Genomic DNA, 23,678 nt, shown 5'->3' with positions numbered 1-23,678 from the left:
GCAGCGCTCTTTGCGATAACCTCCTCCGCTTGGAGGCTTTGATGTACGCCACGCGCGTCGTTTCCGCGGTCGCCCTGACCGCCCTGATCGCCGGCAGCTCCCTCGCGGCCGGCTGCAAGAGCACCGCCGAGGCCAGCGTGACCGAGGAGTCGGTCGAGGCGGCCCCGGTCGCGCTCGAAGAGCCGCTCACCGAGGAGCACGACGGCGGCTCGGTCGGCTGGGAGATCGCGCCCGACGGCGCCGTGCGCGCGATCGTGAAGGGGCCCGACGGCAAGCCCATCGACAAGGACGTGAGCGGCACGCTCACCTGGAAAGGGCCGAACGGCGAGGAGAAGATCCCGCTCGCGCTCGACGCGAAGACAGGGCTCCTCGTCGCGGCCGGGCCCAAGCTCGAGGCCGACCTCACTCCGGTGAAGTACGACATCGTCGTCGCCGGGAAGCCGTGGATTGGCACGCTCCACGTGCCCGCAGGGGGCACGAGGGTCATCGTCGAGGGCGCGCGAAAGGCCGAGAAGAGGCCCATCCCCGCGGGCAAGACGGGCCCGAACGGCGGGATCATCCAGGTGGTCGGCGACGACACGATCGAGGTGGTCGCGGACAAGGCCTCCGGTCAGGTGCGGGTGTACGTCCTCGACGCGAACCTCAAGCCCATCCCTGTCGGCGACCGCAAGATCAAGCTCGGCTTCGTGGGCGCGAGCTCCGAGGTCGTCGTGCTGACCCCCGGCCCGGGCGGCCTCTACGTCGTCGGCACGGTCGCCGCCAAGGTGAACCCCGTGAAGCTCACCGTCGTCGTGGCGCACCCGACCCACGCCGACGTCGTGCTCGTCGGCTACCGCCCCGGCGTGCACGTCGTTGTCGGCCCGGCCGCGCCGGCCCTGAACGTGATCGTGGCGACGACGTGGAACGTGGGCGTGAAGGTCAATGCGGCCCCGGGCGTGGTGGTGGTCCACGATGACGACGACGACGACGACGACGGGCGAGCGGTCCACATCCACGTGCACGGCAAGCACAAGCACAAGCACAAGCACCACCACCACCCCCACCACCGCCACTAGGGCCCTCGCGCGGCGCTGGGCGGCCTACCTCTCAACCGAGGTCGACGCCGCCTCGCTCGCCGTCTTCCGCATCGCCTATGGCGGCCTGATCGCGTGGGAGGTCGTCCGGTACGTCCTCCACGATCGGATCTACCGCTATTACATCGAGCCAGGCTTCTACTTCAGCTTCGTCCCCTTCATCCGCCCCTGGGGCGGGACGGGGATGTACTGGCACTTCGCCGCCGTCTTCGTCCTCGCGCTCCTCTGCGCCGCCGGTCTCTTCTACCGGGTGAGCGCCGCGCTCCTCTGCGCCGCGCTCACGTATGTCTTCCTCCTCGACAAGGCCCAGTACCTCAACCACCTCTATCTCCTCTGCCTCCTCGGCCTGCTGCTCGCCGTCGCCCCGGCGCACCGCGCCCTCTCGCTCGATCGCCTCCGCGCGCGCCGCGCCTCGCCGGCCGGCGCGCCCGCCGAGACGGCGCCGCGCCTCTACCTGTTCGCCCTCAAAGCCCAGATCGCGATCGTCTACTTCTACGGCGGCGTCGCGAAGCTGAACGGCGACTGGCTAGCGGGGCAGCCGCTCACGATGTGGCTCGCCGAGCGCCGCGGCGCGCCCCTCGTCGGGCCGCTCCTCGCCGCGCCGGGCGCGGGGCTCGCGCTCTCGTGGGCAGGGCTGCTCATCGACCTCTCGATGGGCTTTCTGCTCTTCTCTCGACGAACCTTCCCGATCGGCGCGGCGCTCGCCGTGGTCTTCAACCTCTCCAACGCGCTCCTCTTCAAGATCGGGATCTTCCCCTACGCGATGATCGCCTCGCTCGCGCTCTTCGCCGATCCCTCGTGGCCGAGGCGGCGTCTGCCGCTCCTCTTCCGGTTCCGGCGCGCGGACCGCCCGGGCGACGGCGCCGAGGTCCCCTCGCCCGCGGCGGGGCGGCGGCGCGGCTTGCCGCTCGCGCTGCTCCACGGGTACCTCCTGGTCCACCTCGCGGTGCCGCTCCGCCACTGGGCCTATCCGGGCGACGTCGCCTGGAACGAGGCCGGACACCGGTTCTCGTGGCGGATGAAGCTGCGCGACAAGAACGTGAGCGAGCTCGACATCCGCGTGCTGGATCCGAGGACCGGCGTGCGCGAGTCGCTCGACCTCGAGGCGTGGCTCACCGATCGCCAGCTCGGGGAGATGAGCACGCGGCCCGACATGATCGTCGACTTCGCGCACCACGTGGCCGACCGCTGGCGGGAGGACTTCGGGGTGAGGCCGATCGTCACGGCCAGGGTCGTCGCGTCGCTGAACGGAGGCCCGTACCGCGATCTCGTCGACCCGACGCTGGACCTCGGGTCGCAGCCGAGAGGGCTCCTCGCGGTCGTGCAGCCGCCCTAGCCCCGAGTCGCCCCGAGTCGCCCCTGGCCCCGCCCATCGTCACAGCACCCCTGAAGAGTGACCCGTACGACAATCCTACGCGTAGAAGAGGTTGTCTTCACTCTACAGCCTCTGGGCTGCACGCGTCCCTCGGCGCCTCGTATGCCCGCCGACCGGCTGGGCGCGACGACGACCCCGAATCGGCTTGTCATCGCTGCAGGATTGCAGCACCATCCACGTGTCTTGGGAGGTGATCCGTGTCGGAGCTCGATGGGCAATACTCTGGTGCTGCGCTGCACTCCTTCATCCGCGGCCTCGAGCGGTCACAAACGCTCATCGACCGGATCCTCAAGGCTCATGGCCTGGATGGAATCGACGAGGATGCTTGGTACCCGCTGGAGACGGCTCGATCCATCTTCATGGCCGTCGGCGAGCAGGTCGGCGACGTGGTCCTCCATGCCGTCGGGATGAAGATCATGGAATCGGCGAGGCTCCCTCCGGAGATCAAGGACCCGAAGGACGCTTTGGCCAGCCTGGACACGGCATACCGCATGAACGTCCGAGGACCCGGCATAGGGTACATCGCCACCACCTTCGAGGACGAGCACAGCGCGATCATCCACTACGCAACCCCGTTGTTTCCATGTGCGGCGTGCCGCGGCGTCGTCCAAGGGTGCTTCAAGAAATTCGGCCAGAGAGCGCTGCTCGAGCACGGCACGGACGGCTGCATGGACAGAGGCGCGCCGTTGTGCACGTTTCACATCACATGGTGAAATGGCCAACCTGATGACGACATCGGTGAGCGAGCACATCGAACGGGCGTCCGACGAGCTCTCGGCGGAGCTCTGCGATCAGCTCGTGAAGCGGCGCGGGGGGGCGTTCGCCAGCATGGGTGCCCCGGCCGCACGGCGGCTCGTCGCCAGGCTCCTGGCCGCCCTCGCGGCCGACGTCGAGCGCGACGCGACCGAGCAGACCCGGAGGGCCGTGACGGAGCTCCTCGATGTCCCTCAGCCCGTGCAGGTCGGCTGGCACGATCTGCGCCTGTTGATCACGTCGCTGCGCAAGGCGCTCTTCGCGAGGTTGGACAACGAACGCGACATCCCGCCGTCCGCGACGCGCGCGCTGGAGGAGCTGCTGTCCCATGCCACGTTTCAAATCGGGCTATGGTTCGTCACGCAGCGCGAGGAGATCATCGAGAAGCAGGCGGGCCAGCTCGAGGTCCGGCTCGCCGAGCTCGCGGCGCTGGACGCCGAGAAGACCCGCGTCCTCGAGCAGGCGCAAGCGCTGAGCCAGAGGCTCGACAGCATCCTGGCGAACGTGCCGGCGCTCGTGTGGGAGACGCGGTTCGGCGACGGCGCTGCGACGCCGAGCGCTCAATTCGTCAGCGACTATGTCAAGGTGCTGACCGGATACAGCGCGGCCGACTGGTATTCGACGAGCGAGTTCTGGCTGACCATCACCCACCCCGACGACAAGCCGCGGGCCCTGGCCGAGACCGGCGCGATGCTGGCTGCCGGCGGGGGCGTCTGCTCCGTTCGATGGATCACCAAGGACGGGCGCACCATCCACGTGGAGATCGGCATGGTCCCCATCAAGGACGAGGCCGGCGCGGTCGTAGGCGTGCGCGGCGTGACCGTGGACGTCACCTCCCGCAGGCAAGCAGCAGAGGCTGAAGCGGCGGCGCGGCTCAGGGAAGAGATCATCCGCATGCAGGCGGCGCGGCTGGACGAGCTGTCCGCGCCGTGCATTCCGATCACGGACAAGGTCATGGTCATGCCGCTCATCGGCGGCATCGATCACGAGCGCGCGGAGCGGGTGATCGACGCGCTGCTGCAAGGGGTCGAGAGGACCGGCGCGAGCGTGGCCATCATCGACATCACGGGCGTCCGCGAGGTCGATAGCCACACGGCGGACGCCGTCCTCCGGGCGGCGAGGTCGGTTCGGCTCCTCGGGGCGCAGGTGGTGCTCACCGGGATTCGCGCCGAAGTGGCCCAGACGCTCGTTCACCTGGGCATCGATCTGAGCGGCCTCGTGACGAAGGGCACCTTGCAAAGCGGCATTGCTCACGCGGTGAGCAGCGCCTGGTAGGCAGCCCCGGGCCGAGGCAACGGCGCCGCCGCGGCGATCGGGGCGAGCCCGGGGAGCTGCGGCGTCATTCGCCTTCTCCTACCGCGTCCGAGGGCGCTCGGGCTCGGGCTCGCCGGCGGGCGGGCTCGGCGCTCGCGCCGGCGCGGGGGGTCCCGCGCCGCACGAGCCGCGGGACCTCGACCGCGAAGAAGTCCGCGAGCGCGCGCACCGCCGGGAGCTCGCCGCGGCGCGAGGGCATCAGCATCGTCACGCGGTGATCGCCGACCTGCCACTCGGGCAGCACGCGCCGCAGCTCCCCGCGCGCGCGCTCGTCACGGCACGAGTACTCGGGCAGCGCGGCGATGCCGAGGCCCGCCACGGCCGCGCCGAGGAGCGTCACGGAGTCGTCGGTGCGCAGGCGCGGCACGAACGGGACCTCCTCGGTCGCCTCGCGGGAGCGCAGCCGCCAGACCGCGCGTGAGCTCGGCCCGCCGAGCAGCAGCCCGGGATGCGCGCGGAGCTCGTCCGGCGTCGCGGGCGCGCCGCGCGCGTCGAGGTAGCGCGGCGCGGCCATGAGCACCCACGGCGTCGGCGAGAGCAGCCGCTGCACGAGCCCGGTGTCGGGCAGCGGGCCGCCATAGCCGCGGAGCGCGAGGTCGAAGCGCTCCTCGACCAGATCCACGAGGCGATTGGTCGCGTGGAGGAACACGTCCACCTTCGGATGACGCACCATGAAGCGCGGCAGGAGCGGCGCGACGAGGTGCTTGCTCATGCCGATCGAGCAGGTGAGCCGGATCATCCCGCTGGGCTCCACGACGCGGCGGCGCGCCACGCTCTCGACGGCGTCCGCCGCGACGCGCATCGCGCGCGCGTGCTCGAGCACCTCTTCGCCCACGTCGGTGATGATGAACTTGCGCGAGGTGCGCTGGACGAGCCGCACCCCCAGCCGCTCCTCGAGGAGCTGGAGGCGCCGGCTCAGGCTGGACTTGGGCACGCCGAGCGCGCGCCCCGCCGCCGACAGCCCGCCGTGCTCCGCGATGCGCACGAACAGCGCGAGGTCGTCCCATTCGTCCATTGGCCGGACGATCGTACCACCTGGTGGACGATACGTTCAAATGGAGGCCTCTACCGGCCAGATCGTCCACGTAGCAGGATGGTCGCATGAACGATCCTTCCCTGCTCGACGCCTACCTCGCGCGCATCGGCTACGACGGCCCCCGCGCGCCGACGCTCGATACGCTGCGCGCCGTCCACGCCCTGCATCCGCGCGCGATCCCGTTCGAGAACCTCGACCCGTGGTCGGGGCGGCGCGTCGACCTCTCCCCCGCGGCGCTCGAGCGCAAGCTCGTGCGCGGCCGCCGCGGCGGGTACTGCTACGAGCAGAACGGGCTGCTCGCGCACGCGCTGCGCGCGCTCGGGTTCGAGGTGCGCGGGCTCGCGGCGCGCGTGCGGTGGAACGTGCCCGAGGGCGAGACCAGGCCGCGCAGCCACATGCTGCTCCGCGTCGAGCTGGCGGAGGGGACGTACCTCGCCGACGTCGGGTTCGGGACGCTCGCGCCGGTCGCGCCGCTCAGGCTGGTGCACGACGTCGAGCAGGAGACGCCGCTCGAGACCTTCCGGTTGCGCGGAGAGGACGGCGGTCAGGCGCTCGAGGTGAAGTCGGGTGAGGCCTGGCGCGCGCTGTACTGGTTCGATCTCACCGAGCAGCTCCCCGCCGACTACGACCTGTTCAACTGGTGGGTCTCGACGAACCCCGCGTCGCTCTTCGTGCGGAGCCTGGTCGTGGCGCGGCCGACCGCCGAAGGGCGCGTCACGCTGTTCGATCGCGAGCTCACCTACCGGCGCCGCGACGGAGGCGTCGAGCAGCGCACGCTCGCGAGCGCGGGCGCGCTGCGCGAGGTGCTCGAGGGGGAGTTCGGGCTCGACCTTTCAGGCCTGGACGGGCTCGATCAGGCATTGCGCCGCCTCGCGCCGCCCGGTGGAGCGAGCGAAAGAGAGGAGAGAGTTTAACGCAACGGCGCAACGGCGCAACGGCGCAAGAAGAGGACCTGCCCTGCGCACAAAATGCGCCGGACGCGAGAGCGTGACCCGGCACACGTCGAGTCGTCATCACGTGCGTTCTTCGCGCGATCCCGACGAAGATTGTTCTATATTCAAGCTCTCGGCTCGCGATCGACCACACGAAACAGAGTGTCAGGGCCATCACGAGCTCGAGCACATGCACATATGGGCACCACAGCGTCGATCGATTTGCCAGGAGTTGTTGTCGAGCAGCTGATCCACGAAGGCAGCAAGACCCATGTGTACCGCGGCCGCCGCACCGCGGATCAGCGGCCGGTCGTCATCAAGACGCTGAAGGGCGAGCACCCGAGCGTCCGCGATCTCGCCCTGTTGCGGCACGAGTTCGGTCTGCTCCGCGATCTGGACCTCGACGCCGTGGTGCGGGTGTGCTCGCTCGAGAGGACCCGCGGCGGCCTCGCCCTCGTCACGGAGGCGGTCGAGGGCACGACCCTGAGGGCGCTCCTCCACGATCGCCGGCTGGATCTGCGCACGGCGCTGGCGCTCTCGGTCGCCATCGCCGACGCCCTCGGCGCGGTGCACCGCTGTCACATCACGCACAAGGACATCAATCCCAGGAACATCATCATCGGCTCGGACCTACGCCGTGCCACGCTCATCGATTTCGGCGCCGCGTCGCGGCTCCAGCAGGAATTTCAGCAGCCGACCTCGGTCTCCACCCTGCAAGGGACGCTCGCGTACATATCGCCCGAGCAGACCGGACGCATGAACAGGGGCATCGACTACCGCGCGGATCTCTACTCGTTCGGCGTCACCCTGTACGAGATGCTGACCGGCGCGCTGCCGTTCTCGGACGCCGATCCCATGGACCTCCTCTACAGCCACATCGCGCGGCCGCCCGTGCCGCCGCACGAGCGCCGCGGGGACGTGCCTCAGCCGGTGTCCGAGATCGTCATGAAGCTCCTCGCCAAGACCCCCGAGGACCGGTACCAGAGCGCGTACGGCGTCAAGGCCGACCTCGCGGAGTGCCTGCGCTCCCTCGAGCAGACGGGCCGGGTCCATCCGTTCTCGATCGGGCGGAGCGATCGCAGCTACGAGCTGCGCGTCCCGCAGAAAATCTACGGCCGGGACGCGGAGCGGCACCGGCTCCTCGCCGCCTTCGAGCGGGTCCGGGGCGGCGCGGCGGAGCTCGTGCTCGTCGCCGGATACTCCGGCGTCGGCAAGAGCGCGCTGGTCCACGAGACCTACAAAGCGATCGCCAGGGTCGGGGGGCACTTCGCGCACGGGAAATTCGACCAGCTGAACCGCGGCGTGCCCTGCGCCTCGATCGTCCAGGCGTTCAGGGGCCTCGTGCAGCAGATCCTCTCCGAGCGGACAGAGGCGCTGTCCCGCTGGAGAGCAGAGCTCGGCGCGGCGCTCGGCGCTAACGCCGGGGTCCTGCTCGAGCTCATCCCCGAGCTCGCGCTCATCATCGGCGACGCGCCCCCGGTCGCGGCGCTCGGCCCCTCCGAGTCGCAGAACCGCTTCGACATGGTTTTCCGGAGCCTCCTCGGCGTGCTCGCCGCCCCGTCACACCCGCTGGTCCTGTTCCTCGACGACCTGCAATGGGCGGATCCGGCGTCGCTCCGGCTGCTGCGTCTCCTGCTCACCGACCCCGACACGAGCCACCTCCTGGTCGTCGGGGCGTACCGCGATAACGAGGTGAGCCCGGCGCACCCGCTCATCATCACCCTCGACGCCGTCCGCGCTGCGGACGCGGCGGTGACGGACATCCCGCTCGCGCCGCTCTCGCCGGAGGACGTGACCGCGCTCGTCTCGGACGCCCTGGGCCGCGCGGCGCAGGACGTCGCGCAGCTCGCCGAGCTCATTCACGGGAAGACGCAGGGCAACCCGTTCTTCATCGGGCAATTTCTGCGGATGTTGAGCGACGACGGGCTCCTCCGCTGCGAGCCGGAGACCGGCAGATGGACCTGGAGCCTCGCGGCCATCGAGTCGCGCGCCGTGACGGACAACGTCGTCGATTTCATGATCGCGAAGCTGCAGAGGCTCTCGCCGCCCACCCAGCGCGCCCTGAAGCTCGCGGCGTGCATCGGGCACAGGTTCGACCTGCGCACGCTCGCGACGATCTCCGAGCAGACCGCCGCGCAGGTGGCGCAGGACCTGTGGGAGGCCATGCAGGAAGGGGTCCTGCTCCCCATCGACGCAGACTACCGGCTCGTCCAGCCGGGAGAGCCATCCCACGGCGATCCCGCGAGCGAGGCGTCGCTGGCCGTCTCCTACCAGTTCTTGCACGATCGCGTCCAGCAGGCGGCGTATGCCTTCATCGCGGACGAGCACAAGCGCGCTGCCCACCTGCGCGTCGGCCGCCTGATGCTGGCCAGTCAGCGCGGCGAGGCGCCGGAAGAGCAGCTCTTCGATATCGTGAACCACCTGAACTACGGCGCCCCCCTCGTCTCCGATCCCGGCGAGCGCGAGCTGCTCGGGCGCCTGAACCTGCGCGCCGGGAGGAAGGCCAAGAGCGCGACCGCCTATGGGGCCGCGGCGGAGTACCTCAGCGCCGGACGGAGCGCGATCGGAGACGACGACGCCTCCGGGGATCGCGCGCTGCGCTGGGCGCTCACGCTGGAGGCCGCCGAGTGCGAGTACCTGTGCGGCCGCTTCGCCGAGGCAGAGGCGCTGTTCCAGCGCCTGCTCGACACGGCGCGGTCCAACCTCGATCGGGCGCGGGTGCAGAGCCTGCGGATGAAGCTCTATCAGGTGGCCGGCCGCTACGACGAGGGCGTCACGGTGGGACAGGAGGCGCTGCGCCTGTTCGGCGTCGAGATCCCCGGGGCGAGCGAGGAGATCGGCGCCGCCGTCTCGGCCGAGATCGCGCAGATCCCCGAGAGCATGGCGGGCAGGAGCATCGAGGACATCCTGGATGCGCCGCTGCTCGCCGATGAGCACATCCGCGCGACCATCAACCTGCTCGCCGACTGCGCCCCCTGCGCGTACATCGGGCGGCCGGGCGTGTTCCCGCTCATCGCGCTGAAGATGCTCAACCTGTCGCTGCGGCACGGCAACACCGAGGCGTCGTGCTTCGCGTACAGCGTGTACGGGTTTATGCTGGTCTCGGCGTTCGGCGATATCCCCTCGGGATTCCGCTTCTCGGAGATGTCGATCCGGCTGAACGAGAAGCTCGGGGACGTCTCGCTGCGCGGCACGCTGCTGCACCTCCACGGCGATCACATCAACTTCTGGGTCCAGCACATCCGGAACGACCTGCCCATCCTGGAGAGGGCGTTCCTCGCCTGCCTCGAGGCCGGCGACCTGGTGTACGCGAGCTACCTGGCCTTCGAGACCGTCTGGCAGGTGTACGAGAAGGGCGACCCGCTGGATGAGGTCCATCGCGTCGCCGAGCGCTTCGCGTCGTTCGCGCGAAAGACAGGCAATCGCGCCGTCCTCGAGACCATCCGGCTGGAGCAGCAATTCCTGCGCAATCTGAAGGGGCTCACCGCGGACGACGTCTCGCTGAGCGAGGAGGGCTTCCCCGAGGAGGAGTACCTGGCCGCCCTCACCCGGGCGAGCTTCGGGTGCGGTATCGCCTTTTATCATATCATCCGGCTCATCCTGCTCTATTCCCACGGCCGGCCCGATGCGGCGCTCGCTGCCGCGGAGGCGGCGCGCCCGGTCCTCGGGGCCGTCATGGCGATGCCGATCGAGGCGACATACCACTTCTATCTCGCGCTCACGCTTGTCGCGCTCGGCGAGCGCGACCCGCGTGAGCGCGAGCGGCACGCCGAGGCGCTCTCCGCGTCGCTCAAGAAGCTCGAGCTCTGGGCGACCCAGTGCCCTGACAACTTCCGCGCGAAGCACCTCCTGGTGCTCGGCGAGATGGCGCGCGCCTCCGGCCGCGACGCGGAGGCGATGGAGCTCTACGACGACGCCATCGACGCCGCCCGTCAGAGCGAGTTCATCCAGTACGAGGCGCTCGCGTCGGAGCTGGCCGGGCTGTACTACGCCCGCAAGGGCCGGCGGCGCATCGCGGCGCTCTACCTGAGCGCGGCGATGCACGCCTACCGGCAGTGGGGGGCCGAGCGAAAGGCCGCGGCGCTGATCCGGCAGCACGGGCTCGACGCGCTCCCCGCGGACAGAGCGCCCGCGGCGGAGCGCGATCAGGCCATCTCCAGATCGAGCACCATTTCGGTGAACCACCCGCTCCTCAACAAGCTCGTCGACGTCGCGGCGGTGCTGCAGGCGACGCACGCGATCTCCAGCGAGCTCGTGCTCGGCAAGGCGCTCGATCGCGTGATGCGCGCCGTCCTCTCGAGCGCCGGCGGCCAGCGCGGCTTCCTGGTGCTCGCGCGCGAGGACCGGCTGGTCATCGAGGCGGCCATCACGATCGACCCCGAATCGGTCGAGGTGGAACTCCGGCGTCCGCTGGAGGAGTCCTCGGATCTGCCGATCAGCGTCGTGCACTACGTGGCGCGCACGCGAGAGCTCGTCATCCTCGACGACACCGCCGCGACCCCTCGCTTCGCGGCGGATCCTTACCTCGCCGCGCGCCGGCCGAAATCGGTGATGGGCCTTCCGCTCATCCACCAGAACCGGCTCACGGGCGTGCTGTACGTGGAGAACGCGCTCGCGAGCGGCGCCTTCACGCCGGAGCAAACCGAGCTGCTCCGCCTGCTGGGCGCGCAGATCGCAGCGGCGCTCGAGAACGCGCTGCTCTACAGCCGCCTGCAGGAGATCTCCGAGGGACATCGCGCCATGAGCGACCGGCTCGAGAGCGAGGTGCAGCGGCGCACCGAGGAGCTCTGCTCGGTCAACGAACGCCTGTCGCAGAAGGCGGACGAGCTGAACCAGGCCAATGAGCGGCTGCTCGAAGAGCTCCTCGAGCGCGAGCGCGCCGAGCGGGCCCGGGCGGCCCTCCAGGAGGAGATCATCGAGGTGCAGCGCCTGCGCCTCTCGGAGATGGCGACGCCCATCATCCCCATCACCGATCGCGTCCTGGTCATGCCGCTCATCGGGACGATGGACGCGGCGCGCGCCGCCCAGGTGCTGGAGGCGACCCTCGCCGGCGTCCAGCGCCACAACCCGTCCGTCGTCATCATCGACATCACCGGCCTGAAGCACGTCGACGCCGGGGTCGCCGACACGCTGATCCGCACCGCCTCGGCGCTGCGTCTGCTCGGCGCGCGGGCGATCTTGACGGGGATGCAGCCGGAGATCGCCCGCGCCCTCGTGCAGGGCGGGATCGATCTCCGCGGCATCGTCACCCGCTCGACGCTGCAGAGCGCCGTGGCCCACGCGCTCGCGCCGTCCGGCACCGGACCGGTCCACTGAGCGTGCGGCGCGCTCCGCATCGCCCCCCGCCCGATGCGGAGCGCGCGGACGGGCGCCCCCGCCCGGACGCTAGTCACGCTGCGACGCCTGCTTGTCCTCGCAGCGGCCCAGCACGAAGATCCCGCACACCCGCTCCTCCAGCAGGCACTCCTGCCCTTTCGGGCACTGCGATGGGTCGATCACGCTCGGATCGCAGGGCCTCGCGCAGAACGGAGGCGGGCCGAGCGGGGCGTCGTAAACGCCGTTGCCGTCGCGGTCCAGGAAGATGGGGTTCGTGACCGCATACGGCGCCACCGGGTACCAGTCGGGGACCGGCGGAGACGCCGTGAAGAACCGCGAGAGCGCCTCGACCTGCGTGAACGCGAGGCTCGCCACCCGCGGCAGCTGGAGCTCCCCGAACGCGACCGGCAGCGCGACCGGCGTGAGGAGGTTCTCGTCGCGCAACCCCATCGCCACCACCACCACCCAGCCGTCCGACGCCGGCGCCGGCAGCTCGAGCCGCTCGTCGACGTCCACGATCGCCGACGGGCCCGCCGAGGGCTCGAGCACCCGGACCAGCCGGCCGCTCACGTACACCTCGACGCGATCCACGCCGAACCAGCTCGCCGTCTCGATCCGCAGATCGAGCGGCACCGTGTCGCCCTCGATCCGCGCCACCCCGCCGTACGTCGCGCCGCCCACGCCCGCGCGGACGAACGGGCCGTACGTCGCGAACGCGCTGCCCGCGCGCAGCGCGCCGGTGACCCCGCCCAGATCGATCGCCGCGGGCTGGTCGGTCGGCGAGCGGAAATAGGTGCGCGGAAACCCCGGCTCCGGCGACGCGCCGTGGCTGTCGCTGCTCCCGAGCTGCGTCGGCGAGAAGCCGTGGTCGAGGTAGCGGAACAGATCGTCGACCTGGCCCGCATGGAACGTGCACGGCCGATCCGCGTCCTCCTCCGGGACGGCGCCCCCCTCGCCGACCAGGCAGAGCGCCTCGCCCTCGGCCGCGGTCCGGTCGAACCGCCAGATCGCGTCCTGCTCCTCGGGCGTCCTCGTCAGGATCCGCTTCGTGACCTGCCAGGCGAGCGCCGAGCGGGCGCGCTGCTGGCACACCGCGTACCGCTCGCCGGGCAGGCACGCCGGCAGCTCCACGGGGATCCCGCCGCACGCCGCGCCGAGCGCCGCCTCGTCCCGCGCGGCGTCGATCCGGGACAGGCAGCGGTTGAAATCGACCACCTCCTGCACGGTCGGCGTCCGGAGCAGGTCGAACCGCTTCGCGTTGAAGACCTCCATCGCGTCGAAATCGCAGCTGCCCGCCTGGAACAGCGGGTTGCTCGCCTCGAGCGTGGGGATCGTCCGGTCCAGCGTGAACGGGTCCACGCCGAGCTGGTCGATGTACCCGATGAACCCGTCGCGCGGGTGCGCCACGATCACGAGCGCGTCCTCGCCGTCCGCCGCCGCGCCGCGGACGCCGTCGATCACGTCGCCGCCCGGGCGGCACACCCAGTCGAAGACGCCGTGATCCGGCACCGCGAGCTCGTCGTAGCGGAGCGGGAAGCCGATGAAATGGCCGAGCTCGAGCGTCGAGACCTCGGCGCCGACCGCCGTCTTCAAGAGCGGCTCGAGCCCCAGCTGCCGCACCGCCGGCTCGAGATCGGTGTGCACGTCGTGATCGGTCGCCACCGCGACCTCGAGCCCCTCGACGACCGCCGAGGTCACCCGCTCCTCGAGCGGCATGCCGCTGTCGAAGCTCGGGCGCTGGTGCAGGTGCATGTCGATCGACATCCAGCCCGTCGAGTCGACCTCGCGCGGCACGACCGCCTCGATCCGCCGCATCTCCCCGGCGCGCACCTCGAGGTCGGGGACCTCGAACCGGCCGAACTCGGGCCCGCGCGTGACGAGCACGCGGTAGCGGCCCGGCTCGATCTCGACCGCGCCCTCGCCCGTCGCCGAGCGCTCGATCTGCCGGACGCCGCTGCCGAGCCGGCCGTGGCCGAGGTAGACCCGCCGCGTCCCGTCGCCCTCGCGCGGCCACCCCGCGGCGTCGAGCGCGACGAACGTCAGCTTGGCCGGCGAGAGCCGGCCGCCCTCGTCGACGACCCGGTACGCGACCCGCGCGGGGCTCGGCAGCTCCGCCGCGACCGACACCGTGGCCCCGGCGCCGAGCGCCACGCGGATCGGCGCGGACACCGCCGCGCCGCCCGGGCTCTCCGCGACGAGCAGGTAGCCGCCGGGCTCGAGCCGCGCGCGGAAATCGCCGTCCTCCACCGGATCGAGCCCGAGGTCGGCGTCGATGGAGCTGACGAGCCCCACGTCGCCCGAGCGCGCGAGGCTCGCCTCGACGAGCGCGTCGACGCTCTCGAAGCGCGCGGCCGGGTCGGGGTCGCGGAAGACGTGGACGCGCGCGTTCGGCACGGGCTCGCCGGTCGACCGCCAGAGGACCGCGCCCTCGACCGCGCCCGTCGGCGCGCCGCGGGCGCCGTACACCACCTCGGCGACGCTCGCGATGTCGCCCTCGCCCACGGCGAAGTAGCGCTCGTAAGTGAACGACCGCTTGTGGTCGCACGCCTCGTCGTCGTCGCCCGCCGCGAGGCAGCTCTTGCCGGCGCTCAGGAAGGCGGTGGCCGCGCTCGTGAACACGGGGACGTTGACCGTGGAGGGCGGGTCGCCCGGGCGCGCCTTGGTGAAGTAGCCGTAGCTGACGTCGCCGCCCGCCGCGGCCACGAAGTCGAAGCTGAGCGGCCGCTGGAACGTGTCCCGGCCGGAGAAGAGGGCGTCGAACACCGCCTTCTCCTCGTCGAACCCGATGCCGGGGCCGAAGATGTCGTTCTGGTTGCCGAAGAAGACGAAATCGCCGGCGACGATGCCGCCCTTCCGCTCGGGATCCTCGCCGCGGACGTCGCCGAGGATGCCCCGGAAGATGTCCGACGGCCCCGCGTAGTTGTCGAGCGAGAGCGGCTCGCCGCAGGCGCACGTGGGGCAGCCGTCCTCGCCCGCCGCGAGCCCGTCCTCGCACTCGAGCGCGCAGGCGCCGACGCTCGGGCACCCCACCGCCCTGTCCGGCAGCAGCAGCGTCGTGCGGATCGTGACGAACCGCTCGCCCGGGCGGAGGACGTAGTCGGTGCGGAAGCGCATTTCCGGCTTCAGGCCGTCGAACAGGAGGCCGAGCAGGTCCTCCTGGGTCTTCAGCACGCCGAGCGCGTGGAAGAGGAACCCGCCGTCGCCCTCGACGCGGACGATCGCCTCCTGCCCGTCGGAGCCGTCCTTCGCCACGAAGACCTCGGTGGCGCCCGGATCCGGCACGAGCAGGTTGGCCACCGGGAACGACTCGGCGAAGCGGTCGCGCCCCGACGCGCTCGCGAAGCGCGGATCGGGGCGGCGCAGGTCGGCGTCGACCAGCGAGCCGCCGTAGACGCCCGGCCCCGGCGAGTGGCGCGCCCCGAGGATCGCGACCCGGATCTCGTCGTTTTCCAGAAGGAAATCACCGACATCGGCCATCGCCACCGGCCCGCCGACGAGCTCGAACCGGTTCTCGATCGGCTTGGCGCGCAGGAGGTTCGGCGCGTCGCAACCGACCAGGCCGGCCAGGCCGATCAGGCCGGCGAGGCCGGGGGCGGTGCGCGGCGCGAGCGGAACGGGGACGGAGCGGCGGGTTCGCATGGCGGGCCGCTACAGGTTGAGCTGGAGCCCTAGCGCCACGGCGTCGTTGTCGAGCGCGACGCCGTGGATCTCCTGCCGGTGGGTGAAGTCGGCCTGCGCCTTGAGCACGTTGTCGATGAAGTGGTAGCTCGCGCCGGCGGTGAGCGCCCAGCTGTCGGTCTCGTCGTCGAGATCGAGGTTGGGGTCGAGCCACTCGAAGCGCGCGGTCACGCCGAGCTTGATGCGCTTCACGAGATAGCCCACCTCGCCGACGAGGCCGAGCGAGGTGACCGGGGCGAGCTGGCCGAGCGGCTGCGTCGGGGCGCGCTCGGGGTCGCTCTGGTTCCAGAGGAGCTCGGCGAGCGCGTGCGCGCCGGCGGCCTGGAACAGGACGTCGGCGCCGATGCCGTGGATGTCGCGCGTCCCGCCGTCGCTGAAGAAGTAGCTCGCGCCCGCGCCGAGGCGGGGGCGCGAGACGGCGAGGTCCTGCAGCGAGCGCGGGAGGGGGCCGAGCGGCTCGGTGGCGAGGCGCGCGACGTAGGCTATGTGGTCGAAGCGGTTGCCGGAGATCGCGGCGTTTTCGACATAGCCGGCGAAGAATTGATCCGAGCGCTGGAAGCCGTTGAAGATGCCGGCGAAGTAGCTGAACGTCCTGTCCCGGAAGTGCCCCTCGACGTGGAGGCCGACCTGGCGGAAGGGCGCCATGGCGCGCACGGCGAACGGCCGCTCGAGGAGCGCGCCCTCGCCGGCGCCCGTCATCGCCGAGCGGCTGAACGGCACGTCGTGCGCGCCGAAATAGAGGTGCGCGAACGGGAAGTGGGCGTAGCCGATCCACGCCTCGGAGAGCCGCGGCGCGCCGTCCGCGCCCGCGGCGAGCTCGCCCGAGACCGCGAACGGCACGTACCCGGCGAGCGTGCCCGCGAAGCCGACGCGGGCGCGCCGGACGCGGAACCCCTGCCCTTCGGCGACGTCGCCCGCCTGGAGGTAGGCGTCGTCGCCGACGTACGGCACGGCCTGCGCCTGCACGAGCACGAGCGGCGAGAGCAGGAGCCGGCCGATGCTGAGCTGGAACGGCGGCCCCGCGGCGCCATCGGACGGCGGCGCGGCGTCGGAGCCGGCGGGCGACGGCGCGGCCGCCGCGCCCGGCGTGGCGGCCGCGGCGCCCGCGGGCGGCAGCGCCGCGCCCGCGGGGGGCGGCAAGGCGTCGCCGGCGGGCGGCAAGGCGGCGCCGGCGGGCGGCAGCGCCGCGGCGGCGGGCGGCGCGGCGGCGGGCGGCGCGCCCGCGTCGGGCGGCGTCGCGGGGGCGGCCGACGGCGGGGCGGGCGCGGGCTCGCCGGGGGGCACGACGGAGGTGGCGCCGGCGGGCGGCGCGGCGGCGGGCGGCGCCGCGGGCAGGGGCACGGGGAGCGGGTCGGCGGCCGGAGGCTGGACCGGCAGCGGCCGGCTGGGCTGCGCGCCCGCCGGCGCACACCAGAGCGCCGCCGCGGCCACGAAGGCGGCGCCCGAGCGCCGCGTCGCCCTGCACCACCGAGGAGCCGCGCCGCGGCGCGTCCATGCGCAAGCTGTCATCGGCATCCCCTGTCGGCCGGCGGCGAGGGTGGGAATCGCTGCGAAGCTGCAGCGGGCGCCGCTGGCAGGCGCTGTTCGTCTATCGCAGGACGCGACGGGGTGTCAACGCGCGGGCGGGCGCGTCGGCGCGAGGCGCGCGCGCTCTTCCGCCGCGAGCGATCGCCCCGCGCCGCGATCACTCCTTGTCCGCGGACGGACCGATCATGCGCTCCGGCCTCACGACCTCGTCGAACGTCCGCGCGTCGAGGAGCCCGAGCGCGAGCGCCGCCTCGCGCAGGGTGGTCCCGTCCGCGTGCGCCTTCTTGGCGATCTTCGCGGCGTTGTCGTAGCCCACGTGCGGGTTCAGCGCGGTCACCAGCATCAGGCTCTCGCGGACGTTGCGGGCGATCCGCTCGCGGTTCGGCGCGATGCCGCGCGCGCAGTGCTCGTCGAACGACGCGCAGCCGTCGGCGAGCAGCCGGATCGACTGCAGCACGTTGTGGATGATGAGCGGCTTGTACACGTTGAGCTCGAAGTTGCCGCTCGCCCCGCCGACGCCGACCGCGACGTCGTTGCCGAGCACCTGCGCGCAGAGCATCGTCATCGCCTCGGCCTGGGTCGGGTTCACCTTGCCCGGCATGATCGAGCTGCCCGGCTCGTTCTCGGGGAGGGTGATCTCGCCGATGCCGCACCGCGGCCCGCTCGCGAGCCAGCGGACGTCGTTCGCGATCTTGATCAGGCTGCAGGCGAGCGTCTTCAGCGCGCCGTGCGCCGCCACGAGCGCGTCGTGCGACGCGAGCGCCTGGAACTTGTTCGGCGCGGTGACGAACGGCGCCCCGGTGAGCTCGGCGATCTTCGCCGCGACGCGCGCCGGGAACTCCGGGTGGGCGTTCAGCCCCGTCCCGACCGCCGTGCCCCCGAGCGCGAGCTCGTAGAGCGGCGGCGCCGCCCGCTCGATCGCGGCGACGCCGGCGTCGAGCTGCGCGACGTAGCCGGAGAACTCCTGCCCGAGCGTCAGCGGCGTCGCGTCCTGCAGGTGCGTGCGGCCAATCTTGACGATGTCCGCGAACGCCGCGCTCTTCTGCGCCAGGGTGTCGCGGAGCCGCCGGACCTCCGGGAGCAGGCGGCGCTCGATCTGGAGCGCGGCGACCACGTGCATGGCCGTCGGGAACACGTCGTTCGAGCTCTGCGACCGGTTCACGTCGTCGTTCGGGTGGATCGGCGACTTCGAGCCCAGGACGCCGCCGCTGAGCTCGATCGCTCGGTTCCCGATGACCTCGTTCACGTTCATGTTGGTCTGGGTGCCGCTGCCCGTCTGCCAGACGACGAGCGGGAAGTGGTCGTCGAGCTTGCCCGCGATCACCTCGTCGGCCGCCGCGACGATGAGCCCGCATTTGTCCGCTGGCAGGAGCCCGAGGTCGCGGTTGACGAGCGCCGCGGCCTTCTTGACCGTGGCGAGCGCGGCGATCATCTCCCGCGGGAAGCGCTCGCCGCCGATCCGGAAGTTCTCCAGGGATCGCTGCGTCTGCGCCCCCCAGTAGCGGTCGGCCTGCACCTCGATCGGCCCGAAGCTGTCCTTTTCGATGCGAGTCCCCATCGCCGCGTCTTAGCGGCAGTGGGCGCGCCCCTCAAGCGGCGCGACCCCCGGTTCCCGGCGTCCTGCGTAACGGCATTCGCGCCGCGGGGGCGAGCGGGGGTAAAAAGCGGGCGTGCTCTTGTTTTCTCGCCTGTTTTTTGCGAAGTTCCGGGCCGCGCACGCGCGAGAAACACGGAGATCAGTATGGCCGGCATGGACACGGTACCGCGGGAGCTGCTGCAGGCTGCCTACAAGCGCAACCCGATTTACCTGCTCAAGATTCCGCTTCATTTCGGCATCTGGGCCGCGCTCACGTGGGTGCTGTACGCGACGCAGCACCACCCGCTCGCCATCCCGATCGGGATCGTCGTCTCGTTCGCGATTGCCAACCTCGTCCGCGGCCTCGGCGCGGTCGCGCACGACGCCGTCCACGGCAGCTGCTCGCGATCGAAGCTCGTCTCGTACCTCATCGCCCTGGTCTGCTGGGCGCCGACCGGGATGAGCGTGACGCTGTACACGAACTACCACCTTCATCATCACAAGATCGCGAACACGTACCCTGACGTCGACAACTTCGTCGTCACGGACTACACGCGGAACCCCGTCCTCGCGAAGCTCCTGCTCCTCGCGGTCTACACGTTCGCCTATCCGCTGTACTTCCTCGGCTGCATGGCGCGCTACGTGAAGCGGCTGTCGGCGCTCCAGCGCGTCAAGATGAACCTGGAGATCCTCGGCTTCTGGGGGCTCATGGCCTTCTTCTTCTGGGTCATGCCGCGGCAGGTGTTCTTCTTCTTCTATGCCCTGCCGTTCATCTTCGGCGCGATCCTCGCCAGCGTGACCTCGATGATCGAGCATTACGAGATGCTCCCGGGGGAGGACGCGTACAGCTCGCGCACGTACGGGACCAGCGCGCACTTCACCAATTTCCTCTGGAACAACGTCACGTACCACAACGAGCACCACAAGTTCCCGGGCATCCCGTTCTACAACCTGCGCCGCTTCCACGTGGCGGCGTATCCCTATTACGATGAGCGGGTGAAGTCCGCGTGCCACCCGTCGATCGTCGGCATCGCCCTCGAGCTGTACGGCCGGATCCTGAAGCTCGACATCGCGAAGCTCGACGAGCGCTACCGCGGCCTCAACAAGGAGGCCGAGCGGCAGAAGATGATGGCGATGAACGGCATCCAGCCGGGCGTCACCGCCTGAGGCTCGCCCCCGGCCCGCAGCGGGCTACCGCTTCTTCTCCGCCATCGACTTCACGATCGCCTCCGCCGCCGCGATCATCGAGCGCCTGAAGGCGTGCAGCCGCTGCTGCGCCGCCGCTCCCCTCGCCGCCGGCTGGCTCGAGGCGAACGTGAACCAGGCCATCGGCAGCCCGAGGAGGAGGACGAACAGGTCCTCGGCGCACTGCTTCGAGGCCACCCCGAGCTCGTGGGCCGCGCCGAGCGCGCACACCCTGGCGGCCGCCGCCTCGTGCTCCGCCTCGTCGGGGAGCTCCAGCTGCCTCCACATCATCATCCGCACGCTCTTCGGGTTCTCGACCAGGTGGTCGAAGACGCCGGCGACGAAGGCCGGGAGGTCCGACGGGTCGCACGGCACGGCGTCGAACACGCTCTTGCACCGCTCCTCGAGCACGCAGCGGAACAGGTCCTCCTTCGAGCCGAAGTAGGCGTAGATGGCCTGCTTGTTCGCCGACGCCTTCTCGGCGATGCGGTCCACGCGCGCGCCGGCCAGGCCTCGCTCCGCGAACTCGTCGAGCGCGGCGTCGAGGAGCCTCTTCTTTGTCGCCGCCGAATCGTAGGGCATGGGTCGATCCTTCAGGGTGCCCACGCCGGGGCGCGGTGCAAGGGCGCGGGACCGCCGTTCACGAGGGCAGTGTAGCGGCAAGCGAGCGGCGCGCGCAGCGGCGACGTCGCCCCCCGTTGACAGGGCCGGGGCCGCTCCCTAGGTTTTCAACCATCCAGTTGGTTTGTTGCCCGAAGCACGCCGGCCGCGGCGCCGAGGGGCGGTCACGATGGCAGGCGCGGTCGCCGCCGAGGTGTCGGGGCGCAGCTCCAAGCGCGCGGCGGCGGGGGCGGGGGACCAGAGGAAGGACGGAGAGATGACGGATCGGGATCCGAACAAGCACGAGGACGTCAGCGCGCTCTTCAAGCCATTTCAGCTGAAGGGGCTGACGCTCAAGAACCGGCTCGTCATGGCGCCCATGACGCGCCAGAAATCGCCGGGGAACGCGCCCGGCGAGCCGAACGTCGCGTACTACGCGCGGCGCGCGGCCGGCGGCGTCGGGCTGATCCTGTCGGAGGGGACGGTCGTGGAGCGGCCGGGCAAGCTCCATCTGCGCGACGTCCCACACTTCTACGGGGATCGGGCGCTGGACGGCTGGAAGAAGGTCATCGACGCCGTGCACAGGGAGGGGGGAAAGATGGCCCCCCAGCTGTGGCACGTCGGGCTCACGACGCGAGATCCGAACGGCTACGAGCAGCCCGCGGATCTGGAGGGTCCGGCGAACATGTCCCGTGAGGACGTGCAGGCCACGGTGCGGGCCTTCGGCAGGGCGGCGGGGGACGCGAAGCGCCTCGGCTTCGACGCCGTCGAGCTGCACGGCGCCCACGGGTACCTCATCGATCAGTTCTTCTACGAGGCGACGAACCAGCGCACCGACGAGTACGGCGGAAAGACCCTCGGCGAGAGGACGCGCTTCGCCGTGGAGGTCCTCAAGGCCGTTCGCGAGGCCGTCGGGCCGGAGATGGTGGTGATCCTCCGCCTCTCGCAGTGGAAGGTCGGCGCCTACGATCACAAGATGGCGAAGACGCCGCAGGAGATGGAGCAATGGCTCTCGCCGCTCGCGGACGCCGGCGTCGATATCTTCCACATGTCCCAGCGGCGTTACTGGGAGCCCGAGTTCGCCGGCTCCGACCTGAACACCGCGGGGTGGGCGAAGAAGATCACCGGCAAGCCCACCATCACCGTGGGCTCCGTGGGTCTGTCGGGCGATCTCTTCGGGAATCTTGCGGGCGAAGCCTCCGTGCCCCGGGGGCTCGGCGAGCTCGTGCGCCGCCTCGAGCGCGGGGATTTCGATCTGGTCGCCGTCGGGCGCTCCTTGCTGAGCGACCCCGCCTGGGTGGAGAAGATCGAGGCGGGGCGCACCGCCGAGCTGACGAATTTCACGAGGGAGAGCCTCGGCACTTACTTCTGAGGTGGATCATGAAGATTGCCATTGTGGGCGCTGGTAGGATCGGAAGCACGTTCGCGTTCCAGCTCGCGCGGGCGGGGCACGAGGTGACGGTGGTCGCTCGTGGGGCGCGGCTCGCGCAGCTGCGGCGGGACGAGGCCATCGTGACCGCCGCGGGGGAGCGCGCCGCGGTGGGCGTGAGCGCCGCGCTCGACGAGGCGGCGGCGTGGGATCTCGTGCTCGTGACGGTGCTCGCGCATCAGGTGGACGAGGTGCTCCCCGCGCTGGCCGCGAGCGCGGCGAAGACCGTGATGTTCATGTTCAACACCTTCGAGCCGCTCGGCCGACTCCGCGACGCCGTGGGCGCGGCGCGCGTCGCCTTCGGGTTCCCCGCGATCCTGGCGACCCTCGATGACGGCAAGCTGACGTCGAGGATCGTCACCCGAGGCATGGTCACCCCGGTGACGGACGCGGCCTGGGCGAAGGTCTTCACGGACGCGGGCATCCCCGCCGTCGTGGAGCCCGACATGGAGAGCTGGCTGCGCACCCATGCGGCGCTCGTCGCGCCGGTGATGGTCGCCGTCGTCACCGCGCACGCGCGAAAGGCAGGCGTGTCGTGGGCCGAAGCGACGGACGTGGCGCGCGCCCTGGAGGAGGGGCTCCGCGTGGTGCGCGAGCTCGGAAACACCATCACGCCGGCGCCGATCGCCGCGCTGAGCCGCTTGCCCACGCCGGCGGCGGCCGCGCTCGTGTGGACGCTCAGCCGGGTCGAGGCGCTCCGCAAGACGGGCGCCACCGGGCCCGCCGAGCCGCGCGCGCTGATCGACGCGATCGCCGCCGCGGCGCCTGGTCAGACGCCGGCGCTGCTGGCCATTCGGCCCTGAAGAAGAGAACGGCGCGCGCGATCGCCTGTCGGCGCTCGGTTCAGAGGGAGGACAGCGACGATCTCGAGATGGGGAGCTCCCCGCCGGGCGTGGGTTCTGCGCGTGCTGCCAGGCGGCATCGGCGCGGCGTCGCCCGAGCCAAGGACGCCTCCCCCTGCGCCGTCGCCCGCGGTCGTCAAGGCACCGGAGGTAGCCCAGCCGGCCGCGTCGCCGGAGACGGCCGAAGCCGTGCAACTCGACCTGTTCTCGTGGCCGCCGAAGCCGAGGAAGCCGGTGCAGCTGTCGCTGTTCGACGACGCATCACCTCGGGACTAAGCTCCGCGCATGACATCTGTCCAAACCCGAACATTTAAGACCGTCGTAGACGAAGCGCTCGTGCTCGCTGCCGAAACCGGCAAGGAAAGGCAGCGCGTAAGAGGGCTTCCGCTCGGCCCGTCGGACGGCGCCGTGCCCAATGCCAGACCGGCCGCTCAAGAGCTGAAACGTTTTCTTGAACAGCAGTCCGATCGTGCCCTGACACTGCTGCGCCTTTTGATGTACGCGGGACGCGACCCAGGGAACCCTGACGTCGTTCGGGTGTACCGCGACCTGTCGCGGAAGCCGCGAGCAAGAGAAGAGATCATCAAGGTACTCGTCACAGCAGAATCCTTGGTATCCGACCTACGAGCGGGTCTGGATTATGCTGGGCGACAGCGTTTCGATTTGGAACGTGCGTTCATCGACGCGTCCTACATGGCGGAGTAGGCAAACTTAGCCAGATCAAGCGGATGGCCGAAGTTGGCCACTACCTGCCCAGCTGCCCCCGAGAGACTGGATCCGGTCCCCCGGGCCATGCTCAGCTGCCCCCGAGAGACCGGATCCGGTTCCCCGGGCCATGCTCAGCTGCTCCGCCGTGACCGGATCCGGTTCCCCGGGCCATGCTCAGCTGCCCCGCCGTGACCGGATCCGGTTCCCCGGGCCATGCTCAGCTGCCCCGCCGTGACCGGATCCGGTTCCCCGGGCCATGCTCAGCTGCCCCGCCGTGACCGGATCCGGTTCCCCGGGCCATGCTCAGCTGCCCCCGAGAGACCGGATCCGGTTC

Annotated in this window: 15 protein-coding genes; 10 read left to right on the top strand and 5 right to left on the bottom strand. The window is 71.0% G+C overall.

Going from position 1 to position 23,678, the window contains the following annotated elements; all coding sequences use genetic code 11:
- The first annotated feature begins 41 nt into the window (after nt 1-41).
- The 4 genes from WMF26_RS50170 (at nt 42) to WMF26_RS50155 (ending at nt 4,476) form a co-directional block, all read left to right on the top strand.
- Nucleotides 42-1,055, top strand: coding sequence for a hypothetical protein (locus tag WMF26_RS50170; protein WP_437998490.1), 1,014 nt, complete (start codon nt 42-44; stop codon nt 1,053-1,055).
- Nucleotides 952-2,409: an HTTM domain-containing protein gene (locus WMF26_RS50165; RefSeq protein ID WP_437998489.1), complete on the top strand. Its 1,458-nt coding sequence runs from the start codon at nt 952-954 to the stop codon at nt 2,407-2,409. Before WMF26_RS50170 ends, WMF26_RS50165 begins: the two co-directional genes overlap by 104 nt.
- 236 nt (nt 2,410-2,645) lie before the next feature.
- Nucleotides 2,646-3,161, top strand: a complete 516-nt coding sequence (locus WMF26_RS50160) for a hypothetical protein (protein ID WP_437570497.1) — start codon at nt 2,646-2,648, stop codon at nt 3,159-3,161.
- A 13-nt stretch (nt 3,162-3,174) separates the two neighbouring features.
- Nucleotides 3,175-4,476 (top strand): STAS domain-containing protein, encoded by a 1,302-nt coding sequence (locus WMF26_RS50155; RefSeq protein ID WP_437998488.1) that lies wholly within the window; start codon nt 3,175-3,177, stop codon nt 4,474-4,476.
- 64 nt (nt 4,477-4,540) lie between these two features.
- On the opposite strand, the gene WMF26_RS50150 is transcribed toward WMF26_RS50155, so the two are convergent.
- The gene (locus WMF26_RS50150; protein ID WP_437998487.1) at nt 4,541-5,530 is read right to left on the bottom strand and encodes a LysR substrate-binding domain-containing protein; all 990 of its coding nucleotides are present in this window, start codon (nt 5,528-5,530) and stop codon (nt 4,541-4,543) included.
- 86 nt (nt 5,531-5,616) lie between these two features.
- Here WMF26_RS50150 and WMF26_RS50145 point away from each other — a divergent pair, with 86 nt between their 5' ends.
- Together WMF26_RS50145 and WMF26_RS50140 are read left to right on the top strand one after the other, a co-directional pair.
- A complete protein-coding gene (locus WMF26_RS50145; protein ID WP_437998486.1) occupies nt 5,617-6,465 on the top strand; it encodes an arylamine N-acetyltransferase family protein in 849 nt (282 codons plus the stop codon).
- Between the two features lie 216 nt (nt 6,466-6,681).
- Nucleotides 6,682-11,799: an AAA family ATPase gene (locus WMF26_RS50140; protein ID WP_437998485.1), complete on the top strand. Its 5,118-nt coding sequence runs from the start codon at nt 6,682-6,684 to the stop codon at nt 11,797-11,799.
- A 69-nt stretch (nt 11,800-11,868) separates the two neighbouring features.
- Here the strand turns inward: WMF26_RS50140 and WMF26_RS50135 are convergent, their stop codons facing one another.
- The 3 genes from WMF26_RS50135 to fumC all read right to left on the bottom strand — a co-directional run bounded on the left by WMF26_RS50135 (nt 11,869) and on the right by fumC (nt 18,562).
- Nucleotides 11,869-15,438: a PHP domain-containing protein gene (locus WMF26_RS50135; protein WP_437998484.1), complete on the bottom strand. Its 3,570-nt coding sequence runs from the start codon at nt 15,436-15,438 to the stop codon at nt 11,869-11,871.
- A gap of 9 nt (nt 15,439-15,447) precedes the next feature.
- Complete coding sequence (locus WMF26_RS50130; protein ID WP_437998483.1) at nt 15,448-16,986, bottom strand: porin; 1,539 nt, start codon at nt 16,984-16,986, stop codon at nt 15,448-15,450.
- Nucleotides 16,987-17,161: 175 nt separating this feature from the next.
- Entirely contained in the window at nt 17,162-18,562 is a 1,401-nt protein-coding gene (gene fumC / locus WMF26_RS50125; protein WP_061623002.1) for a class II fumarate hydratase, read from the bottom strand.
- A gap of 192 nt (nt 18,563-18,754) precedes the next feature.
- Here fumC and WMF26_RS50120 point away from each other — a divergent pair, with 192 nt between their 5' ends.
- Nucleotides 18,755-19,747, top strand: coding sequence for a fatty acid desaturase family protein (locus tag WMF26_RS50120; RefSeq protein WP_236644344.1), 993 nt, complete (start codon nt 18,755-18,757; stop codon nt 19,745-19,747).
- Between the two features lie 24 nt (nt 19,748-19,771).
- Here WMF26_RS50120 and WMF26_RS50115 read toward each other — a convergent pair whose 3' ends face one another.
- Nucleotides 19,772-20,347 carry a TetR/AcrR family transcriptional regulator gene (locus WMF26_RS50115; RefSeq protein ID WP_437998482.1) on the bottom strand — a complete coding sequence of 192 codons (576 nt, stop codon included), beginning with the start codon at nt 20,345-20,347 and terminating at the stop codon, nt 19,772-19,774.
- A gap of 295 nt (nt 20,348-20,642) precedes the next feature.
- On the opposite strand from WMF26_RS50115, the gene WMF26_RS50110 reads away from it, so the two are divergent.
- The 3 genes from WMF26_RS50110 to WMF26_RS50100 all read left to right on the top strand — a co-directional run bounded on the left by WMF26_RS50110 (nt 20,643) and on the right by WMF26_RS50100 (nt 23,341).
- Complete coding sequence (locus tag WMF26_RS50110) at nt 20,643-21,737, top strand: NADH:flavin oxidoreductase (protein ID WP_438002500.1); 1,095 nt, start codon at nt 20,643-20,645, stop codon at nt 21,735-21,737.
- 8 nt (nt 21,738-21,745) lie between these two features.
- Entirely contained in the window at nt 21,746-22,597 is an 852-nt protein-coding gene (locus WMF26_RS50105) for a ketopantoate reductase family protein (protein WP_437998481.1), read from the top strand.
- 324 nt (nt 22,598-22,921) lie between these two features.
- Nucleotides 22,922-23,341, top strand: coding sequence for a hypothetical protein (locus WMF26_RS50100; RefSeq protein ID WP_437998480.1), 420 nt, complete (start codon nt 22,922-22,924; stop codon nt 23,339-23,341).
- Nucleotides 23,342-23,678: the final 337 nt, after the last annotated feature.

This window comes from Sorangium sp. So ce185 (assembly GCF_051526825.1).
GTDB classification, from domain to species: Bacteria; Myxococcota_A; Polyangia; order Polyangiales; family Polyangiaceae; genus Sorangium; species Sorangium cellulosum_D.
The sequence above is the reverse complement of the archived record's forward strand: the minus strand, read 5'-3'. Positions and strand labels throughout refer to the sequence as shown.